Source organism: Planctomycetota bacterium, from assembly GCA_016125255.1.
Taxonomy (GTDB): Bacteria; Planctomycetota; Phycisphaerae; order Phycisphaerales; family Zrk34; genus RI-421.
Genome location: WGMD01000026.1, coordinates 109,311 through 129,194 on the forward strand (window position 1 = coordinate 109,311; position 19,884 = coordinate 129,194).

16 protein-coding genes are annotated in these 19,884 nt (G+C 59.2%); 8 read left to right on the forward strand and 8 right to left on the reverse strand.

Features of this window, described 5'->3' with window-relative positions:
- Positions 1–44: 44 nt before the first annotated feature.
- Complete coding sequence (locus tag GC162_17505) at positions 45–1,130, reverse strand: hypothetical protein (protein ID MBI1370435.1); 1,086 nt, start codon at positions 1,128–1,130, stop codon at positions 45–47.
- On the opposite strand from GC162_17505, the gene GC162_17510 reads away from it, so the two are divergent.
- The 4 genes from GC162_17510 to GC162_17525 all read left to right on the forward strand — a co-directional run bounded on the left by GC162_17510 (position 1,108) and on the right by GC162_17525 (position 5,864).
- Positions 1,108–2,514, forward strand: coding sequence for a glycerate kinase (locus tag GC162_17510; GenBank protein ID MBI1370436.1), 1,407 nt, complete (start codon positions 1,108–1,110; stop codon positions 2,512–2,514). The genes GC162_17505 and GC162_17510 overlap by 23 nt on opposite strands.
- A 606-nt stretch (positions 2,515–3,120) precedes the next feature.
- Entirely contained in the window at positions 3,121–3,441 is a 321-nt protein-coding gene (locus tag GC162_17515; protein MBI1370437.1) for a hypothetical protein, read from the forward strand.
- A gap of 6 nt (positions 3,442–3,447) precedes the next feature.
- The gene (locus tag GC162_17520; GenBank protein MBI1370438.1) at positions 3,448–5,565 is read left to right on the forward strand and encodes a hypothetical protein; all 2,118 of its coding nucleotides are present in this window, start codon (positions 3,448–3,450) and stop codon (positions 5,563–5,565) included.
- Positions 5,562–5,864: a transposase gene (locus tag GC162_17525; GenBank protein MBI1370439.1), complete on the forward strand. Its 303-nt coding sequence runs from the start codon at positions 5,562–5,564 to the stop codon at positions 5,862–5,864. Before GC162_17520 ends, GC162_17525 begins: the two co-directional genes overlap by 4 nt.
- 825 nt (positions 5,865–6,689) lie before the next feature.
- Here the strand turns inward: GC162_17525 and GC162_17530 are convergent.
- From GC162_17530 to GC162_17540, 3 genes are all read right to left on the reverse strand, one after another.
- On the reverse strand, positions 6,690–8,333 hold the full coding sequence (locus GC162_17530) for a hypothetical protein (GenBank protein ID MBI1370440.1): 1,644 nt from the start codon (positions 8,331–8,333) through the stop codon (positions 6,690–6,692).
- 439 nt (positions 8,334–8,772) lie between these two features.
- Complete coding sequence (locus GC162_17535; GenBank protein MBI1370441.1) at positions 8,773–10,536, reverse strand: hypothetical protein; 1,764 nt, start codon at positions 10,534–10,536, stop codon at positions 8,773–8,775.
- 19 nt (positions 10,537–10,555) lie between these two features.
- The gene (locus GC162_17540; GenBank protein MBI1370442.1) at positions 10,556–11,857 is read right to left on the reverse strand and encodes a hypothetical protein; all 1,302 of its coding nucleotides are present in this window, start codon (positions 11,855–11,857) and stop codon (positions 10,556–10,558) included.
- Here GC162_17540 and GC162_17545 point away from each other — a divergent pair.
- Complete coding sequence (locus tag GC162_17545) at positions 11,843–12,004, forward strand: transposase (protein MBI1370443.1); 162 nt, start codon at positions 11,843–11,845, stop codon at positions 12,002–12,004. The two genes, GC162_17540 and GC162_17545, sit on opposite strands and share 15 nt — an antisense overlap.
- A 174-nt stretch (positions 12,005–12,178) precedes the next feature.
- Here the strand turns inward: GC162_17545 and GC162_17550 are convergent, their stop codons facing one another.
- The 3 genes from GC162_17550 to GC162_17560 form a co-directional block, all read right to left on the reverse strand.
- Positions 12,179–12,412 carry an N-6 DNA methylase gene (locus tag GC162_17550; protein ID MBI1370444.1) on the reverse strand — a complete coding sequence of 78 codons (234 nt, stop codon included), beginning with the start codon at positions 12,410–12,412 and terminating at the stop codon, positions 12,179–12,181.
- A gap of 832 nt (positions 12,413–13,244) precedes the next feature.
- On the reverse strand, positions 13,245–14,294 hold the full coding sequence (locus GC162_17555; protein MBI1370445.1) for a hypothetical protein: 1,050 nt from the start codon (positions 14,292–14,294) through the stop codon (positions 13,245–13,247).
- A 241-nt stretch (positions 14,295–14,535) separates the two neighbouring features.
- Positions 14,536–15,114 (reverse strand): hypothetical protein, encoded by a 579-nt coding sequence (locus tag GC162_17560; protein MBI1370446.1) that lies wholly within the window; start codon positions 15,112–15,114, stop codon positions 14,536–14,538.
- 237 nt (positions 15,115–15,351) lie between these two features.
- Here GC162_17560 and GC162_17565 point away from each other — a divergent pair, with 237 nt between their 5' ends.
- The 3 genes from GC162_17565 to GC162_17575 all read left to right on the forward strand — a co-directional run bounded on the left by GC162_17565 (position 15,352) and on the right by GC162_17575 (position 17,537).
- Positions 15,352–15,582: a hypothetical protein gene (locus GC162_17565; GenBank protein ID MBI1370447.1), complete on the forward strand. Its 231-nt coding sequence runs from the start codon at positions 15,352–15,354 to the stop codon at positions 15,580–15,582.
- Positions 15,583–15,633: 51 nt separating this feature from the next.
- Positions 15,634–16,971 carry a tyrosine-type recombinase/integrase gene (locus tag GC162_17570; protein MBI1370448.1) on the forward strand — a complete coding sequence of 446 codons (1,338 nt, stop codon included), beginning with the start codon at positions 15,634–15,636 and terminating at the stop codon, positions 16,969–16,971.
- A gap of 260 nt (positions 16,972–17,231) precedes the next feature.
- The gene (locus tag GC162_17575) at positions 17,232–17,537 is read left to right on the forward strand and encodes a hypothetical protein (protein ID MBI1370449.1); all 306 of its coding nucleotides are present in this window, start codon (positions 17,232–17,234) and stop codon (positions 17,535–17,537) included.
- 118 nt (positions 17,538–17,655) lie between these two features.
- Here GC162_17575 and GC162_17580 read toward each other — a convergent pair whose 3' ends face one another.
- Positions 17,656–19,785, reverse strand: a complete 2,130-nt coding sequence (locus GC162_17580) for a hypothetical protein (protein ID MBI1370450.1) — start codon at positions 19,783–19,785, stop codon at positions 17,656–17,658.
- Between the last annotated feature and the right edge of the window lie 99 nt (positions 19,786–19,884).

The following is a 19,884-nucleotide window of genomic DNA, read 5'->3' on the forward strand; positions in this document are numbered from 1 at the left end:
CAGATGGGTTGCGGGGGACAAGGAGTTCAAGGACCGACAGTATATCACTTTCCGTCCGGCACGGCACTGGTTTTTTCAGGCGCGGGCGCGGCGGGCGGAGTCGCGGGCTTGGGCGGGACCGGCGGGCTGAAGTCGATCGGGTAGTCCTGCGACTCGCCATACAAGCTGCCGATCCACTTGACCATCTCGGTGTAACGCGGGTCGCTGGGGCCGGTGAAGAACTGCCGCCAGCCGGGGACTTTGGGATGCGGCGTGATGGCGTCTTTTTCGGGGAGTCCGAACTGGAGGAAGGTGCTCTTGGCGGGTTCGGTTTTGTTGATGATCGAGAAGGGGCCGACCATCGTGCGGCGGAGGATCAGCAGATTCGTATAGATGACGGGATCGGAACTGACGGACTGGGTGTAGAGATCGAGGCCGGGCGCTTTGCCCTGCGTGTGGCACCGGCCGCAATAGCGGACGACGTAGGTGGGGTGGATCTTGGTGCGGAAGTCCTGAAGCGTTTCGGGTTCCTCGCGGATCTGCACCTTTTCGTAGAGTTCGCGGGCGCGCAGGTCAAAGAGCACCTTGAGCTGCTCGTAGCCCTGAAGGTTCTTGAACTTCGCTTCACCGTCGCGGCCAAGGTACGGCTGAAAATTCGGATTGTCGCGATAGTTCTTGTAAAGCTCCGCCACGACATCGGGCGCAAGCTGCGCGATGCGGGGCTTGTTGGCGAGCTGCACTTCGTAGACGCGGACGAGGTTGATCTGATCTTTGGTGAGCAGATTCTTTTCGCCCGGCTCGGTCGGCGTCGGCTCGGGCTTGGGGCCGGTCGGCGTCGTCGGCTCGGGCTTGGTCCCGGTCGTCGGCTCCAGCTTCATCCGCTCCATCACCACATCGCGCAGCAGCTTGGCCTTCTGATAGTCCGGCTTGGCGTCGATGATGCTGTTGAGTTCCGCCAGCGACAGCTTGTACGCCTCGGCGGTCTTGTGATCGTAGACCCAGCGGGCCAGGTCGAAGCGGGCGTCGTAGTTCGTGTCCTCGATCGCCGCCCGCTTCTGCTGGAATTCCTCCGCGAGACTCAGCACGACGTTGACCTGCGCGACCTGCGTCCGCGGGAAGGTCGTTTCGATGCCCGCGACGTTGATGACCACCGACGAGGGATTGTCGGCGACGAGCTCGCCGCGCACCTGGCGACCATCCTTGAGCACCACCGTCACCTGTCTCGCCGACGCTGCGCCGGTCCATCCCAGCGTCAGCACCACCAGCAAGCTCAGGCGACCGGCCCACGTGCGTGCATCGAACATAAGCGTCTCCTGCATGACTTTAACGCGCCCAAATCCGTCCCTACACTATAAATGCGGCAACGGCTCGGAGCAAGACTACTATAAAGACGACCCCTGCGCTCCCCGGTTCGCCTCTTTGATGAAGTTCATGAAGATTCTCGTCGCGCCCGACAAGTTCAAGGAATCGCTCACCGCCCATGCCGCGGCGCAGGCCATCGCGGCGGGCGTCCACCGGGTCCGCCCCGATGCTCAAATCGACCTGTGCCCCGTCGCCGACGGCGGGGAAGGCACCGTTGACGCACTGGTCCACGCCACCGGCGGCACGCTGCGGCAAACCCGCGTGACCGGCCCGCTGGGCGAGGCGGTCGAAGCGACATGGGGCATGCTCGGCGACGGGCACACGGCGGTGATCGAAATGGCGCAGGCGGCGGGGCTCGCGCTCGTGCCCCCCACGCTGCGCAATCCGATGCACACGACCACGCGCGGCGTCGGCGAACTGATCCTCGCCGCCGTCGACAGCGGGGCGACGAAAATCATTCTCGGCATCGGCGGCAGCGCGACCACCGATGGCGGGGCCGGCATGGCTGAGGCGCTGGGCTACCGGTTTGTCGGTGCGTCGTCGCCGATGACGGGCGGGCAGATGAGCCGCATCGGGCATGTGGATGCAAGCGGTCGTGACGCTCGACTCACCGGCGTGTCGATCGTCGCGGCGTGCGATGTGACCAATCCGCTGACGGGACCGGATGGCGCGGCGGCGGTGTACGGGCCTCAGAAGGGCGCGACGCCGGGGCAGGTCAAGGCGCTGGAGGCGGGGTTGGCGCATCTGGCGTTGTTGTTGCCGAGTGTTGATGCGCAGTCGCCGGGCATGGGCGCGGCGGGGGGGTTGGGCTTCGGCCTCGTCGCCTTCGCCGGCGCGAAACTTGAGCGCGGGCTCGACCTTGTGCTGGATGCGGTGCATTTCGATGAGCGCGTGCGCGATGCGAAGCTGGTCATCACGGGCGAGGGGCGACTCGACGGCCAGTCGCTGTCGGGCAAGGTCTGTCTGGGCATCGCCGGCGCGGCGGGTAAATACGGCGTGCCGACGATGGCGCTCGTCGGCGCCGCGGCCGACGATGCGGCGCTGACGCTCGATCACGGACTGGCTGCATATCACACGCTGGTGAGTCCGACGGTGCCGCCGCGGCGGGCGATGAGCGAGGCGGCGGCGCTTTTGGAGAAGCTGGCGGCGCGCGTGGTGGATCGGTATTTGTGAGGTTGGCCTCAATGCGGAAGCCCGCGGCGAGACGGGCGGAGCGATTGGGGCATTTCACCCACTTGGCGCACCGGCGCGGCGCATTTGGCGCACGGGGCTGGCACATCGGACGCGGCGGTGCGCACGTGATGATGTAAGTCCTTATTCGATCGCGCACAGGCACGTCACGGTTTCCGCGCCGATGCGCACAGGATCGCCCGGTGCGCGCGTGATGCAGCGAAACTGCGATAAAATCCCCGATTCCAGCGCAGAAACGAAGGCGCACAGGAGAGTCAAAATACCGAGGGGCGGGCGCGCCGGTGCGAATGGGCAATGGGTCACAGACGCGAGCGCAAGAAAAAGCCCACGGATGGATCATCGCGTTTTACGGATGATTCGGGCAAGTTGGAGATGGTTGGGAACGACGAGCCGACAGCGGCACTTAGCGAGAATTCGGAGGGTCCGGACGCTGGGTCTGATTCGGCCAAGTTGGATTTGATTTCAGTCAAGTTTCAGTCAAGCGTGGACTCTGCGTCGCCTCACGAAATCCCACCCGCGACGGAACACGATCCGGATCTTGTCCCTCGGGCTCCGCGGCGGCGACGGCGGCGAACGGAGGAGCTTGGCTTGCCTGATGAAGAAGAGTTGATGCGGTTTGCCGGCGCTTACCTTCAGATGCAGCGTGAGCACTGGCCCGACCTGGCGGATAGAGGACTGTTGCCTGAGCCGAAGGCCGCGGTGACGAAGGCCATGGCCGAGTCTTATCGTCGAATTCATATGGGTGAGCAGTCCGCCACGTTCGACCCCGCGCCCTTTCATGGATTGGTGGCGGGGTTCGGCATGATGTACCCGCGCTACAGCGCCGAAACTTCGCAGACGACCTCCATCATCGACCAGGCCCGGAACATCCTCCGCAAAGCGAAGGCGGATGGACGTTTTGTGCCGTGAGCCTACATGTACTGCGACTATGCCCGAAGTGCGACACGCGGGGTTCGTCAGGGCTTTGAGCGATTCATCGTCTTCCTGAGGGAGGGAACATATCACGCAGACTCGGTATACATCGACGAATTCATGCGGGGTATGCGTGATGAAAAGGACGCATGGCGATTGGCCGGCTTGTGCAAGAGTCGAAAACTGCGTCTGACCGGCGTCGACGGCTTCAGCATCGACGGCGAAGACTGGGACATGCGGGTCAAGATGTACAGCCTCTTCAGCTACTCAGAAACCAAATACAAGCGCCAGCGGGTTCGCCGCGGGCTTGCGGGCGCCGCGGAGGAGGACCGGGTCATCGGCAAATTGCCGCTGGGCTACGCCAAGCGCGTCAAGCGGGATGCCAATGGCCGGGTGATTTACAACAGCAAAGGCCTTCCCGTGCATGGTCGCGCCTTTGACCCTGTGACGAAGAAGATCGTCTACGAGATGTTCGAGAAGATCGTGCATGGCGGTTGGTCGATCTACCAGATGACTCAGAAGTTCAACAAGGAGAAGATCGATGGATCCGACGGATGGACCTGTGAGTCGATCCGCAAACTGCTCATCAACCCGGCCTTCATCGGGTTGTTCGTTTACAACCAATGGGTCGCCGAGTGGGACTACGAGAAGAACCGGGTGATTCGTGTCAAGAAGCCATGGTATGAATGGAGTGTGTATTTTGATCGCGATCTGGCGATCATTCCAAAGGCATGGCACGTTGAGATGCGCAAGCGATACTTCAAGGGCCGGGCACGACGGGCGACGCAAATGCCTTCCGCGGAGGAACGGCGCCAGGCGCGAACGCTATTCTGCCACACGCTTGTTTGCGGGTATTGCGATCACAAAATTCGGCTCTACCGCTCCACTGACAAACACAAGGACATGTACTGCCCCAATAGTCCTCACAAGGCCCACGGCTGCAAGCTGACCTCGAGCAAGTCGGTGGCGATCATTGAGAACTCCCTTCTCGGCTATTTGCGCGACCATCTGATCACGGACAAGACGCTCGAGCGATTGATGAAGAGCGCCAACGAATATCTCAAGCAGGAACGCCAGCGGCCCAAGGTTGACGTTCAGCCGCAGAGGGCGGAGGCGCGACGGCTTCAGTCAAAGATCGACAAGCTTCTGTCCCGCATCGAGGCGGCTGAGGACAATGACATTCTCGATGTGTATGACACCCGCATCGGCCAGTACAAGCGGCAGCTTCAATCCGTGCAGAAGGAAATTCGAGCGGCCGAAGTCGTCAACGCCGAGCCGCCGGCGGACATGACGCTGGATTCGGCTCAGGTCGCTCAATACGTTCAGGACTTGCGAGCCGTGCTCAGTGAGGACATTCCCGCGGCCGCAAAGGCGATACGGATGCTCACAGGCCGGATCACGATCACGCAGGAAGCCATCCCGGGTCGCAAGCGTGGCGCGAAATGGGTCGCGTCGTTCAGCCCGAATCTGTTGTCACTGCTTGCCCACGTTGGCAGGGAAAAGAATTATCCAGATTCCATGCTATTGGAGTACCTATGTCGCCGAAACTGGATATGCCCCGTCGAAGCGCAGGTGGACATTCAGAAGGTGCCGTACTTCATGGAAATCGCCCAGGAAGTCGTTAAGGCGATCGACGCGGGCGTCAAGAAGAGCGATCTGGCCAAGCGCTTCGACACCAGTATCGCGACAATCTATGCCGCCTACCGCTACGGCAAGCATGGCATCGCGGAGACGGAATACACGCCTGACCTCAAGCAGTACAACCCGCCGATCGAGGAGTCGACGCCAGAGAAGATCGCCGACGAGGTAGCCCGACTGCGCCATGATGAGCATGTCATGTTCGAGGAAATCGCCGAACGGTTTGGTGTGAGTCGATACACCATCGAGCGGGCTCACGTCCTCTGGCACGAGCGGCACCCTGATCAGCCGGGCGACATCCCCTGGCGGCTGCTGTGCGCCCGAGCTGGCCAGTTTACCGTGGATCAGCGGCGACAAATCATTCGGCTCTGCCAAGAGGGGCTGGCCGGCAGTCGAATCGCTGAGCAACTAGGGCTGCCACTGTGTCCTGTGAAGAACCAGTTGCAGAGCTACCGGAAGTACTGTCGGGAGCATGACAATTGATCGCAACAAGGCCTAACGCTGCGTCTTCTTGCCTCGACGGAGCGCCGCAATGTATCCGTTCAGACAATGGTCTGGAGTTCATCGCCCATGAGATTCAACACTGGCTGGATCGCACGACGGTCGGTACGCTGTACATTCACAAGGGTAGTCCGTGGGAGAACGCGTATATCGAATCGTTCAACGGCAAGCTGCGTGACGAACTGCTCAACGGCGAGCTGTTCCTGAGCCTGGACGAAGCCCGCTGCGTGCTGGACGAGTGGCGAATGGATTACAATCACCGCCGACCGCTTCTTCGTTGAACTGGCAGACCCTTGTGGTCTTCGCCGCGACGCAGACAGAAGAATCGGCCGGGATGTTCCCGGCCGCGCCGCGTGCTGAGTCTCCGGTCGGTCCTCGCCCTCCGGGCTCGGACGTCCCTACGCCCCAGCACGCGGATCAACATCGCCCGATTCTCTCGTAACCTTGGCACAATTATCCCGCGAGGGGGTCACCACCGACAATCGGCAGTTACCACGCTGTATGTTCGTTAGACGATTGATCGGGTCGTAGGCGTAAAGCTGATCCTGCGGCGAACTGAATCCCGACGCCACGGGATTTTCACGCCAGAGGCGATTACTGTTGCGGTCGTAGCCGTATTGAAGGTGAACGCGATCCATTTAATGTGCCCAATCACTTGTCACGGATTCGAATAATTTTTGGCTTCATTCAAAAGCATACGAATATTGTCGACCCGTAAGTGTAGATCTGAAGTATTTGAACCTACCCTGTAATATAAGCTGACAATCACGGCGTCATCGTTGGTCGGGAGAACCTTCAAGCTTTCGACATTAGTTAGATCGAGGTCACTCTTTTGAGTAGCCAAGTATTGATCAAGATCACTGACTGAATTTGGATAGACTCCATATTGGACTTTGTATTTTAGAACCTCAACTATGAGCAAACTTAGAAATTCGTTCGGCTTTGTCGATTGCAATGGCCCATTCACACTGTTATGGCCGAATGCAGAAGGACCATTGGTGATACAATTACACGACCCAGCAACAAGATAAAACATTGCTAATGTAATTGGGTACGCAATGTATCCCATTCTACTAGTAGTTCTCATGGGACAACACTCCAGACTACTACGATTTCCAAAACAGTTCGCAGCCGTCGAGGTTGATCTGAATGTGTAACGAAAACTCAGATGGCACGGACAGCGCGATATGGGATCGCTCCAAGACGGCGATAATCGAAGGACCAAATGTATCGCCTAGCATCTGAGCATATTCCCGTATCCATTGATTGAGATTAAAGTCGCCACCTTTGTCACAATCCCATTGCGTAACCTCAATCCCGCCATCCACAGAAAAGTCTCCACTTCCTGATATATCTTCAATTCTCACATATGTTTTCTCAGCATCAACTATTTGTGGGGCGTATTCTTTGACGAATGAATCGAGCAAATCCCCTCGAAGACCAATTGCACCGTGCCATTTGGTGATCATTATCAAAGCAGAAAGATTTTTGCACGTCAATGTCCGACACTTGCATTTGCCGATAGTTCCTCCAGTCGAGGGCGGGAGGGAGAAGGGAATCGAAAGCCCATGGCCCCTTAGAAGGACTTTGGCATCCACCACTACCTTATGGGGTTTGCCGAATAGGTTCAGGGTAATTAAACCACCAGCCTTAGCAGAACCCGTAACCTGAATTGTGCCTCGGACAGCACCAATTTTCCACGATGTTGAAGTTGTACCAATAGCGTCTATGTAACCAATGGGGCAGGAGACGCAGTACTCATACAACCCCATCCCATCGACATACCCCAGCGGATCCCGCTGCAACCACCGTCCCAGCGCCATGTGGTACGTGCGGTTGCGCACGAGGTAGAGGCCCGTGTCGGGATCGAGTCGGTAGGCGCAGTAGGTGATGGTCCAGTTGTAGTTGCTCGATGAGCGTGGCGTGTAGTCGTCGCTGAAGTAGCTCACGGTGCCGTAGGCGTCGTACTCGTAGCGTTCCTGTACATCGCCGGAAGTGTCGATCACGGCGCTGACGTTGTAGTTGGCGTCCTGAAGAGCGTAGAGACGTTCATCGAAGGAACCACTTTCATCCGTGTCCCGATCGCGCAGGATCAGGTCGTCGATGTAGCGAACGCCCCAGACGTATTGCGACTCGGGCGTCGTTGATTCACCTCTTCGCGTTTCGATGAGCTGCCAGTTGGCGGTGTAGTACTGATGCTCCGGGTCCTGCGCGACGTTCGAGACGTAAGGCGTCTTGATCGTCCGGCGGTTGAGGCCGTCGTACTGGTACTCGGCGATCGTGTCGCCGGTGGCGGGATCGGTGAGTCTGACCAGGCGATTCCATGCGTCATAGACGGCCTGATAGCGCGCCGTCGGATCGTTCGGCTGAGGGAAGTCATTCGTATTGCCGGCGGCGTCATATCCGGGGGTGGGCCAGCTCGGGCCGGTCGTCTCGGCGATGTCGGTGATCTCGTTGACTTTGTTGTGCGTACGCGTCTGCTCAAGATCGAAGCCGCCCCCGGAACTGTCCTGATCGAACGTATTCCAGTTGCCCACGGCGTCGAGTCCCCATTGCTGCTCGAACGTCAGGGGAGACACGGCCGTGTGACCCCCGTTGAGCGTGCCACGCTGCATGTTCACCAGGCGATTGATCGGGTCGTAGGCGTAGAGCTGATCCTGCGGCGAACTGAAGCCCGACGCCACGGGGTTTTCACGCCAGAGGCGATTACTGTTGCGGTCGTAGCCGTATTGAAGGTGAACGCGATCCATCGGCACGCTCCGTCAAAGTCTAGTACGTCTCCCAGGGGAGGTCGATGATCCGGCCGAAACGATCCACCAATGTTGGTTATCCAAGAATTCCAATGTCATTTAGCGATGGTATGATCTTGTTTACGTCTAATTTTGAGGACGAATAAAAGTATGATCATCGCACTAAAGAGCCCAATTATGCCACCGAACATAGCAAACCAGCGAAATAGGTCTGTATAATCTTCATGATCAATAGCACCAGCTATTTTACCGAAAGCATATATTGGATAGAGAACCCATCGAATTCCACTACCAAACGGCTCGGTGGCCGTCAGCCCACACAAAACTAGGAGATCACATATAATCGCACCCACGGCCATACATGCGAGAACAAATACAGCATAAGATAATGCTTCCCATCCCCCAGATCGACGGTCAACGTGTTTTGGTTTCAAAAGGTTCATTTGATGCCGACGGACGTCTCAAAGTAACTCTTAAATTTGTCGAAGCACTGTCTATCATATTTCGCATCATCACCAAACCGCCGTTTAATTGTCAACTGCATCACATGCTCGCGGTATTTTACATTTTCATCATAGCTCATATTGATTACAATATTCCTCACATTAAATGAATGCCGCAAATCTTCACTAATGTCCTCCCATGGCATTGGGGAAGAGCCTTTGGTGCAACAATGGTCAGGAATTAGATCATAAATTGACCGGGCTGCATCAAGTGCTCGGCCAATATCATTGTAAGGACGATCAGGAGCATGTCCGCCTTCTGCTGCATCAGCATGTCCGATGTTTGGGCGTCCGGAACCAGTTACTGTGTTAAGCCTATCATTCCACCAAGCCGTGAAGCCGTCATGGGCCCAAGTATCTGCATATGTATGTAATGCTGCGCCCAAGCGCGCAGTTACACCATAACCTCCACCCTCATAATTCCAACAAGCTTGGACAACCTGATCGTATGCATATGAATCATTTGCTACGGTAGGGCTATCGGGTCCAGAACCAGGAAAATGAAAGCATTGTCTATTCATATAACCTGTCCACTCTGGTTCGGTGGCTGGGTTATCGTCAACGTACTGTGAAAATCCGGCAACGTTATCTGCCTCAGAAGCCGACCAACATTTTGCGCGCAAGAGGTAATATATCACATAATAGTGGAAATCAATTTCAAACAAACCGAGTGAATCTATTGCCACTGTTGGTCTGCAGTTTGTATATTGGTAACTGTTCATCCCATCGACATACCCCAGTGGATCCCTCTGCAGCCACCTACCGAGCGCTGTGTGGTACGTTCGGTTGCGGACGAGGTAGAGGCCCGTGCCTGGATCGAGTCGGTAGCCGCAGTAGGTGATGCTCCAGTCGAAGTCGCTCGATGACCGTGGCGTGTAGTCGTCGCTGAAGTAGCCGACGGCGCCGTAGGCGTCGTACTCGTAGCGTTCCTGTACATCGCCGGCGTCATCGACAATCGCGCTGACGTTGTAGTTGGCGTCCTGAAGGGCGTAGAGACGCTCGTCGAGCTCACCGCTCGCATCCGCGTCGCGATCCAACAAAATCAGGTCGTCGATGTAGCGAACGCCCCAGACGTATTGCGACTCGGGCGTCGTCGATTCGCCTTTGCGCGTCTCGATGAGCTGCCAGTTGGCGGTGTAGTACTGATGCTCCGGGGGCTGGGCGACGTTTGAGGCGTAGGGCGTCTTGATCGTCCGGCGGTTGAGGCCGTCGTACTGGTACTCGGCGATCGTGTCGCCGGTGGCGGGGTCGGTGAGCTTGACCAGGCGGTTCCATGCGTCATAGACGGCCTGATAGCGCGCCGTCGGATCGTTCGGCTGAGGGAAGTCATTCGTATTGCCGGCGGCGTCATATCCGGGGGTGGGCCAGCTCGGGCCGGTCGTCTCGGCGATGTCGGTGATCTCGTTGACCTTGTTGTGCGTGCGCTGCTGCTGGAGATCAAAGCCGCCCCCGGAACTGTCCTGATCGAACGTCGCCCAGTTGCCCACGGCGTCGAGTCCCCACTGCTGCTCGAACGTCAGGGGCGAGACGGCCGTGTGACCCCCGTTGAGCGTGCCACGCTGCATGTTCGTCAGGCGATTGATCGGGTCGTACGCGTAGAGCTGATCCTGCGGCGAACTGAAGCCCGACGCCACGGGATTTTCACGCCAGAGGCGATTACTGTTGCGGTCGTAGCCGTATTGGAGGCGGACTTGGTCCATTGTTTGCCACCTTCAAAGTCTAGTACGTTTCCCAGGGAAGGTCGATGATCCGGCCGAAACGATCCAGGCCCGCGTATGTGCCGGAGGTCCCACCCCACAGATCAAGACGAACCTGCGGCTCGGTGTAGGAGACACGCACCGGGGCGCTGAGGCCGAGGTAGAGGTACTGGGCGAGAGCGGTCGCGCAGCCGCAGGGGCCGTCGAGGATTTCGGAAATGCGGTTCAGATGGTCGTCGATGCTCTCGCCGGGGCAGTAGCTGAAGGTGATGATTCGGCCGTCGGGGTAGGTGACGGAGAGCGGGCGAATCTGATTGCTTTCGTTGTCGCCGAGGGCGTAGGCGTAGCGGACCTTGGGGGTGAGGGCGGTGTCGACGGGGCCGTCGGTGGACTGGTATTCGACGACGAGCTGGCGGAAGTCGTTGTACTTTCGATAAACGTCATTGACGACGTTGCCTTCGCCGATGTCGGGGTCGTCGTAGCTGGTGATATGTGTGACGAGGCCGCGGTCGTCGTAGGACATGCTGATGCGACGAACGAGGTCGTCGACGCCGGAGCCGAGCGTGGTGATGCGGTCATGGATGAGGCGGCCGAGGCCGTCGTAGTCCATGGCGTGAATCGTCCCGTTCTGATCGGTCTTTTCGATGACCTGGCCCTGGCGGTTGTAGGCGTAGGTGACGGTGTCGGACGAGCCGTCGGGGTATTCGACGGAAGCCAGAAGGAGATTCGAGGCGATGTACGATTCGGTGAGGGTCGAGCCGTAGGTGTAGGTCGTCACCTGATCGTCGGCCGAATCGGACATCTTGGCGGTCAACGTCGCGCGGAGGCCGTCGGGGGTGTAGGTGATTTCGGTGGTGCGGTTCTCATCGTCGCCCGGCGTGCCGGGGGAGACGTAGTTGTCGATCTGCGTGACGACGCGACCGGCATCGTCGTAGACCCGGTGGTAGACGATTCCCATCGGATCGGTGTTGGCGATCGGATCGCCGCTGCTGTCGCTGTATTCATTGGTCGTGACGAGCACATCGTCGGAACGAGCGGGCGTCACCGACGGGCGAGTCAATGCAGATCCGCCGTTTGTGCCGTAATCCGCCGAGGCGATTTGACGATTGATGCCGTCGTACCAGAATGCGGCGTAAGTGGTCCGGAAGGTCACATCGTCCGTGTCACGCTGCATGCGCGTCTGCACGAGGACGTTGCTCGCATTGTCGTAAGTTGTTTCGCTCTGCTCGACGATGATTGACCCCCTCCGGGAAACCTGATCCAGGGAATATGAGAGAATGCTGCCGGCCTTTGCCGGGAAGGATTCCTCATGAAGAAGAAGCATACCCCCGAGCAGATCGTCTCGAAGCTGCGTCAGGCGGACGTGGAGTTGGGCAAGGGACTGAAAGTGCCCGAGGTCTGCAGGCAGTTGGGCATCAGCGAGCAGACGTATTACCGCTGGCGGACCAAGTACGGCGGGATGGATCCGTAGATGGCCAAGTATCTCAAGGATCTGGAGAAGGAGAACACGCGGCTCAAGAAGCTGGTGGCGGACCAGGCGTTGGACATGCTGATCTTGAAGGAGGCGGCCCGCCCAAACTGATGAGCCCCGAGCGTCGGCGCCGCACGGTGGAGCGTGTGCGGGATCGCTTGGGGCCTGAGAAGGTCAGCCAGCGTCGGGCGTGTTCGGCTTTACGATGCTTTTCATGAGATGCACAAAAGTGCGGTTCGTATAGAACTCCGCTGCTGTGTGTCCCGAATCATCGGCGAACTTCTTGATCAGATACTCGTATGCAATTCCGAGTTCATTCGCTGGAACGCTCGCAATAGACAGATCCAATGCCGAGAAGTGCTCGATCAAGTCTCGGAGCAGTGGATCAGGTAAACATGATGGCAAGATTCCGCTTGACCCGGACCCGTCAGAGCTGTCGAAGCTTTACGAAAAGAACCTGGTGGAACACGGATTCAAGTGGTCGCCGGTGAAGGTGTACCGTAAACGGCTCACGGCTACCACCGGGAAGCGCTGGCGAATCAAATTGCAGCTACTTCATCGTGCGGGAGTCGCCGTAGCGGCACCGCAGAATGTTGCCTTAGTTGCCACATTGTTCGACCCGAAGAAGCAGAAGCCAGTCTACAACGACGTGGTCACGGCGATGAACCGCTCAGGATGGATCAGCCAGGATCTGCGCGTTGACGAACGAATTCAAGCCCGCACACGCGGTTCAGGGAATGTTTGTCTAATCACATGGCAATGCCCCGCCATGGGCGAGGCGTCTGGCGACCGGTATGTCAGTCAGTCTTGTATACATAAACTTTCGTCCACAATCGCTAAAAAGAAGTCCGGCCCGACGTCTGTCGGGCCGGCTTCTTTTATTAAAACCAACAATGAGATCATCATGAACCCTTCGAACTCCAAACCACTTGACGTCGACACCAAGTCGCTCGACGCCTTCATCGATCTGCTGGCGCGCTTGATGGCGCGCCGGCATCGCATGACGTTTGGGCAGCACCCTCAACAGGTGACAAACACACCCGAGCGGCGCAAATCGGCAGACTCCTCGAATCGGATCGTACACGAGACTTCGGAACATCCCGCTCGACTTGAGCGAGCAGGTTAGTACCCAGGCGGCGAAGTTCGCGCCGGGTCAGGCGACGGACGGGGATCAGAATCATCGGGCGGTCCTTGCGTAGTGTTTGAATCTCTGACGACGCGTGGCATTGAGTTGGAAGTCTCAGGCGGCGCCGATCAGCGGACTGGTCAACGTGGAATGCTGACGTGGCGCGCCCTGCCGCCGCATCACCGGGACCCGCCGGTCGTAGTAGTTGGACAGGAAATTGAAGTGGATCATCCCCACATGACCAACGAGCCGGTAGGGCGAGGCGTCGAACAGGAATTCGCTTTCCGACTGCGTATCGAGGCACGCCTTCGTGCCTTCAGGCAACGGGCCGTTGAAAAGACGCAGGTCATAGCCGATGGCGCCATTCACATCGTGGTGGGTGAACTGATCGACGATATCGAGCCGCGCCGCCTGCTTCGCTTGCGGGGTCATCGATCCGATGCCGCGCCAGCCTTCACGCGGAACGACGTGGGCGATCACGCGACCCTTGTCGACTTCGCAGCCCAGGCGCGGCACCTTGATCTTCGTGCCGGCGGGAAAGACCCACGTGTCGGTCTGGCCCCCGGAATAGCGAACTTGGATGCTGCGCGACTCCGGATCGCCGGCGGCGAACATGGCTTCCGGGGCGCGCTCGAGCATCAGGGAATCTTCGCCCCGAGCGACACGCATGAGTGCATCGGTGATCAGCGATTCGTTGAGCTTGATCGAACGCACATCGGTACCTTCCGGGGGCACGGCATAGATCGATGGCAAGGGCGGCGTCATGCGTTCGAAGCTCTCGCCATGCTCGTGAAGCATGGACATGAGCCAAAGCGCCTGACCCAGCGGGCGCGAACGGTCGAGGCGGCTGTAGATGCCATCGTGCCCAGCGAACGTGACGGGGACTGTGCTGGAGCGGACGCGTCCGGCGAAGTCGGCGGCGCCGATCGCCAGACCGAACTGCGGATCGAACTGCCAGTTGAGTTTGCTCAGGAAAGTGGTCGGACGACCATAACGCTGGCCGCTGCGTGCGACCAAGGTGCGTCCGTCTCGCACATCGACCCACCGGTCCAGCGCGGTCTGACTTCTACTTCCGGGGTTCGGGGCGGCGGTGTGCTGAAGGGCGACACGCAGAAGCGTGCGGGCTCGGGGAAGGGGCGGAGCGTTTGTGGCTGAGGCGATCATAGGGAGCTCCTGAATGAGGAAGGCGCGGCCGATCCGGCCGTGCCCAGCGCATGGAATATCCCCGGAACATCCGGGGGGGGGATTGAGTGACGAGATGAGGTGTGGGGGCGGAACGACTCGCGACGAGCTAGCCGGCGCCGTCACTGGATTGTGACGCGTTGACGCCGATTATTTACTTGGCGACCTGCACGGCGCCATGGGTGGTGTTCTACTCACCCGCGTAGCGGCGCATTCGCGTCCGTCAACCGGATGTGAATTTGAAATTCTGCTGGCCAACCTGCTCGGCATTGGGCATGTTCATGGCCTCGGCCAGCACCTGATCCAATTTCAACGGCCACAACGAGATTGGCCTTTCGGTGCTCCGCCTCTGTTGCATCCGCAGTGTGGTTTCCTCGCGACGCTCGGCGGTTAGCTGGTCGAAAAGCGATTCATCGGGCAGGTCGCTTCGTCCGTATTTGATGATCAGGTTGTCGCGAATTTGCTTGTGGATTCGCCACGCGGATTTGTAGGTGATATCGAGCTTCCTTTGTATGTCGCGAGCAGACATCCCGAACGGCCGTATCGTCAGACTATTCAAAACTCGGTACCAGAGCTGAAGGGGCAACTGACTGTCCTCAAAGATCGTCCCTGTACGCACATTAAAAGTCTTCAGGCAGTCCCGACACATCAGGAGCCCGCGTGAGAATGCTTTGCCTCTCATCATGTAAACACGATGACTGTTACAACGCGGGCACTTGAGCCCCTGCGACCATCGAATATCTTCGAGGTAAATCCGAATTATTCTTTCCTTCTCCGGGTCGTAACCAACTCCACGCGGCATGGTCGGGTACTCCAGCGAAAGGTGATTTACAGAAGTATATACAACGTCCAGCGAGCATTCAAATTGCTACAAGTATCATTTATGACTGTATATAGAGATATCTATTAGTTGTTTTTTCTTGTCTGTCTGCCGAGTCGGGAAGGCCTTTCGACGCTTCGTGTATACTGGAATCAGGTAGACATCACATCGCAGAGCCCCATCGCCGGGCCACCCATTTACTGAAGAGAGAAAGTTCCCATGTCCAGCACCGTCAGTGCCCCGAACCGGGAGTTGTTAGTCGAAGCCGTTGCGGAGCGGTATCCGTTTCTGATCACCTTGGCGCAGGCCGCGGAGATCGCCAGCGCCGAGGTCAGCACCGTCCACGACTGGTCCTCCCGCAGTTACTTCGACCAGTTCAAGACCGGCAAAGGCCCCGGCGTCCGCCTGATCAACAAGGCGTTCACCCGCTGGCTCGTCGAGCGCAACTAATTCACTGATTGTTCCCGTCTCCACGTCGCGGCAGTGCAGTTCTGCCATCCCGTGACGGTCTGCGTCTTCGGCTCCCGCCGAAGCGACATCTATCCCATCCCCGCAGGAAACCCCCACCGTATGAGTCAACACAAGATCGTAGAAGAATTCTGGATCGACGAAGACCACAAGATCAAGGCGATCAAGCGCGCCGGCAGCCCCAACTGGTATCTGCAGTACAACCAGCCGGGCATGGGTCAGCGGCGCGAATCGCTCAAGACCCAAAGCAAGAAGGAAGCCCGCACCCGGGGCAACGCCTTCGCCCGAAAATTCTCCGAAGGCGACAACACCATTGCCAACAGAGGGCGGCATACCTTACAGGAAGTCTCCACAATGCGCTGTGCGTGGCTTGCCAGCAAGAAGCGCTCACCCAAGACCATCAAGGCGGCTGAGCACTTTGTTCGTCAGCTGATGATCTTCCTCCCCCGTGGCGGCGCGACGCCGATACGCGAGTTGACCACCACGACGCTCGAGGCGTTCGAAGAGAAGCTTCGCACGACCGGCATCCCGGTGCCGTCGCCCGATGGCCGGGGCAAGCGTAAGGCCCGGCCGATGGGCGACAAAGCCCTCCGCGATGTGATGAAGTTAATTCGGAGTCTCATCCGCTTCGCCGTAAAGCGCGGGATGATCCATATGGATCCCAGCAGCGCCTACACCCTGCCGCTGGCGTCCGACAAGGACATCGAGGTCTTCAGCGCTGAAGAGTTGAACGGCCTCTATGAGGACCCCGAGCCGTGCATGTCCGACATCTGGCGACTGTTGACGCAGACCTGCCTGCGGGTGGGCGAGTTCATGTGGCTGCTCAAGGAAGATGTGATGCTTGACAAGGACGGCGCGCCCGCAGCGCTGCATATCCGCAAGAAGGTCTGTCCGCAGACCGGTCAGCCATGGAAGCCCAAGCATGGGATTGAACGCGTTGTGTCGCTGACGCCAGATGCCGCGGCGATCGTCGCCTCCGCGCTGAGCAATTCGCTCGGTCCGTGGCTCTTCACGGCGCCCGGTGTTCAAAGGTGCCCGTCCGGCAAATGGACCGACAACCGGCTGAGGCGGCGGCTTCACCGCCGACTGAATGCCATCGGCATCAGCCAAACCGGTCTGCATCGATTCCGCCATACCGGCGCGACGTATCTGGCCAACGATGCCAACATGCCGATCGTCCAGCTCAGAGACTTCCTCGGCCACAAGGATCTGAAGACCACCATGCGGTATCTGCACCCGCGCGCCGAGCACATCCAGCAGACGATCAGCCGCGTCGACTTCAGCCGTCTCGCGCAGAACAACCCCATCGCCAAACTCTCACCCCAACCCCCGGAATCTACGGAAACCCCGGAGGTGGGAGAAGCGTCGTGATGCGATACCTGACCGGCAACCACATGAATGACGTCCACGGGCGTTCGTGCGCCCTGGAACCGGCCGCATTCGCCCGACGGAGCACCCGCCAAAACAGTCAATTTCCAGTCAAGCTGGAAAATCACACCCGCGGCAAAGCCGCATAACCACGAAGCTCGAAAGGAGCTTACAGATGAAGCAGGTCAATGAAAGAAAGAAGCCCACGGCTTGCCCGGTGGATTTGGACGAGGGCTCGGACAAGTTCGGTTTGGTTGGGAGCGATGAGGTCGCCAAAGAAGTTAGCGACGAATCCGGCGATGCGAACGCTGGGCGTGGGCCAGGGCACCGTCGAGCGGGCCCACGCCTTGTGGCATGAGCAGCATCCGGACCCGCCGGGCGACATTCCATGGAAGCTGCTCTGCGCCCACGCCGGCGAATTCACCGTCGATCAGCGGCGACAGATCATCCACCTCGCCCAACAGGGCCTGACCGGCAGCCAGGTCGCCGAGAAGCTCGGCCTCAATCTGTGGCGGGTCAAGAATCAGTTGCAGACGTACAGGAGGTATTGCAAAGAGCATGACAATTGACGATATGAAATGACACCGCGCCGTTCGGCGTCGGTGTCAATGCCAAGCCCCGCAGTTCGGATGCTGCGGGGCTTGGTTGATGCGAGGAGTTGTCGGTGCATTTTTGAATCGCGGGGGATCAACGCTTGCGATGGGTCCGCGCGGTCGCGAGTATCATGCCGGCGACGGCGATGCTTACAAGCGTCGTCGGTTCGGGAATCATGATGGCGGCGAATTCGCTGTTGTGATCGACGACGGCCCAGACGGTGTGCGTCGCGGTGTCGACGCCGTTGGCACCGAGGGTCAGACCGGCGCCGGAAGCGGCCCAGCTACCCTGGAAATTGATGAAGCTGGGATTGGCTGTGTTGGCGCCGATGTTGCCGCTGATGGCACTGACCCAGTCGGCACCGTCGAGCCAGCCCAGATAAAGCAGGCCCGAGGCGGCGAAACCGGCTTCGTCCGCAATTAATGTGGGATCGTAAGACATCTCCAGCACGAACACGTCGCCGTGGTTTCCCGAAACGTCGGCCACGTCACTGATGAGAATCGGCCACGTCGGCCCGAATTCGCCGGCGGTCCGATCGCGCCAGGAGGTCATGAGCGTCGTGCTCGGACCATTGTTGGCGTTCACGCCGCCGAGGAACGAAACGGTGGAAACCAGCGTCTTATCGCTCGTGCCGTAGAGACCGGCGTAAGAGTTGCCGGCGGCGATGACGGCCGTCTGCGCGCCGCTCTGGCCGGACACGGTATGCGACAGACTCCAGTTGAGCGTGCCCAGGTCCTGATCGGCGGCTCCGGTGATCGACTGATTGTTTTCAAGCGTGACGTCGAGCGAGCCGGCGACCTGGAGGCCGTTGAGCAGGCCGGCATCGTCGAAGGTGACGCTGGCGGTGGGGGTGCCGGAACCGGCGGCGATCGAGTCGCCGACGATCAGATTGTCGACGGTCCAGCCGGTACTCACTGCGATGTGGTCGACGAACGCGGCGGAGCGGAAGGCGCCGGCGGCGTTGGCGATCGACACCATATCGCCACTGTCCAGCGCCGATCCGTTGTTTGCGGTCAGCGACGCGGCGTCGTAGGCATTGGCGGTGAAGGCGACGTTGACGGTGTTGTCGAGCGTGGGCGTGCCGGTGATGGACGTTTCGGCGTTGGCGAGCTGCGAAGCGATGTTGACCACGCCGCTCTTGGCGCCGCTGGTGGAGAAGTTACCGACGACGTTGCGCGTCGTCGTCTGACCGGAGCCGTTGAAGGTTAACACGGAGCCGCCGCCGACGGTGACTTCGTTCTGCGTCACGTTGCCGTTGCCGAGGGTGACGCGGGTGCGTGTGTTGTCATCGCCGGGTCCGCCGTCGACGGTGGCGGTCTGAGAGGCGGTGTTGAAACCGACGAGGACATCGCCCAGATCGATGTTGCTTTCGAGGACGCCGAGATTGCGATTGTCGACGGCGGTGGCGGTGTAGTTGATCAGGACGGAGGTGTCGACGGTGGGGGTTCCGGTGATGGATGTTTCGGCGTTGGAGAGGAGTGAAGCGACGTTGACGGAGCCGCTCTTGGCGCCGGTGGTGGAGAAATTGCCGAGGGCGCTGACGGAGGCGGATTCGTTGGCGGCATTGAAGAGGAAGGTTCCGCCGGAACGTGTGACGGTGACGCCGCCGTTGGAGACGGAGCCGTTGTTGAGATTGACGCGCGTGGCGTTGTTGTCGTTGGCGGAACTGCCGAAGACGGTGGTGTTGAGGGTGGTGGTGTCGGTGTTTTTCATGACGCGGCCGAAATCGACCGTCGCGCCGCCGGACAGATCGCGATTGGCGACGATGACCATGACGGCGGTGATGACGTCGTCAGGGTCCAACGAACCTGTCCCGCTCATGCCCATATCGGCGGCGTTGCCGGTCGTCGCCGTGTTGTTGAGCGTTACGTCTATGCTCTTTGAACCGGTGGAACCGGACCCGTTGGCGTTCGAGGTGAGGTTGATGATGAAGTCTTTGGTGCCGGGTGTCGGATTCATTCCGCCGGAGTTGCCGTCGATGGTTCCATTGACGCTGGTGGCGGTCGTGGTGTCGACCTTGACGCTCAGTCCGTTATTGGCGGCGGAGGCAGTGAAGGTCGTTGAATCGCCGCCCTCATTGCTGATGGTGACGGTCTTGAGACCCGTGACGGTCTGGCCCATCAGCACGCGTCCAAAATCCACCGAGCTGGGCGCGACGGTAAGGATCGAACTGTTGCCACCAGCGGCGCGGGCGATCGAAGCCCAGCCAAGTGACAAGGTCATGAGCGCGCAAATGCACAGCGCTCCCGTGCGACGACCCGAATGCAACATGATGTCTAGCTCCCGTTCGATTGCGGACTGCGTGAAGCAGCCCTGGCCTTT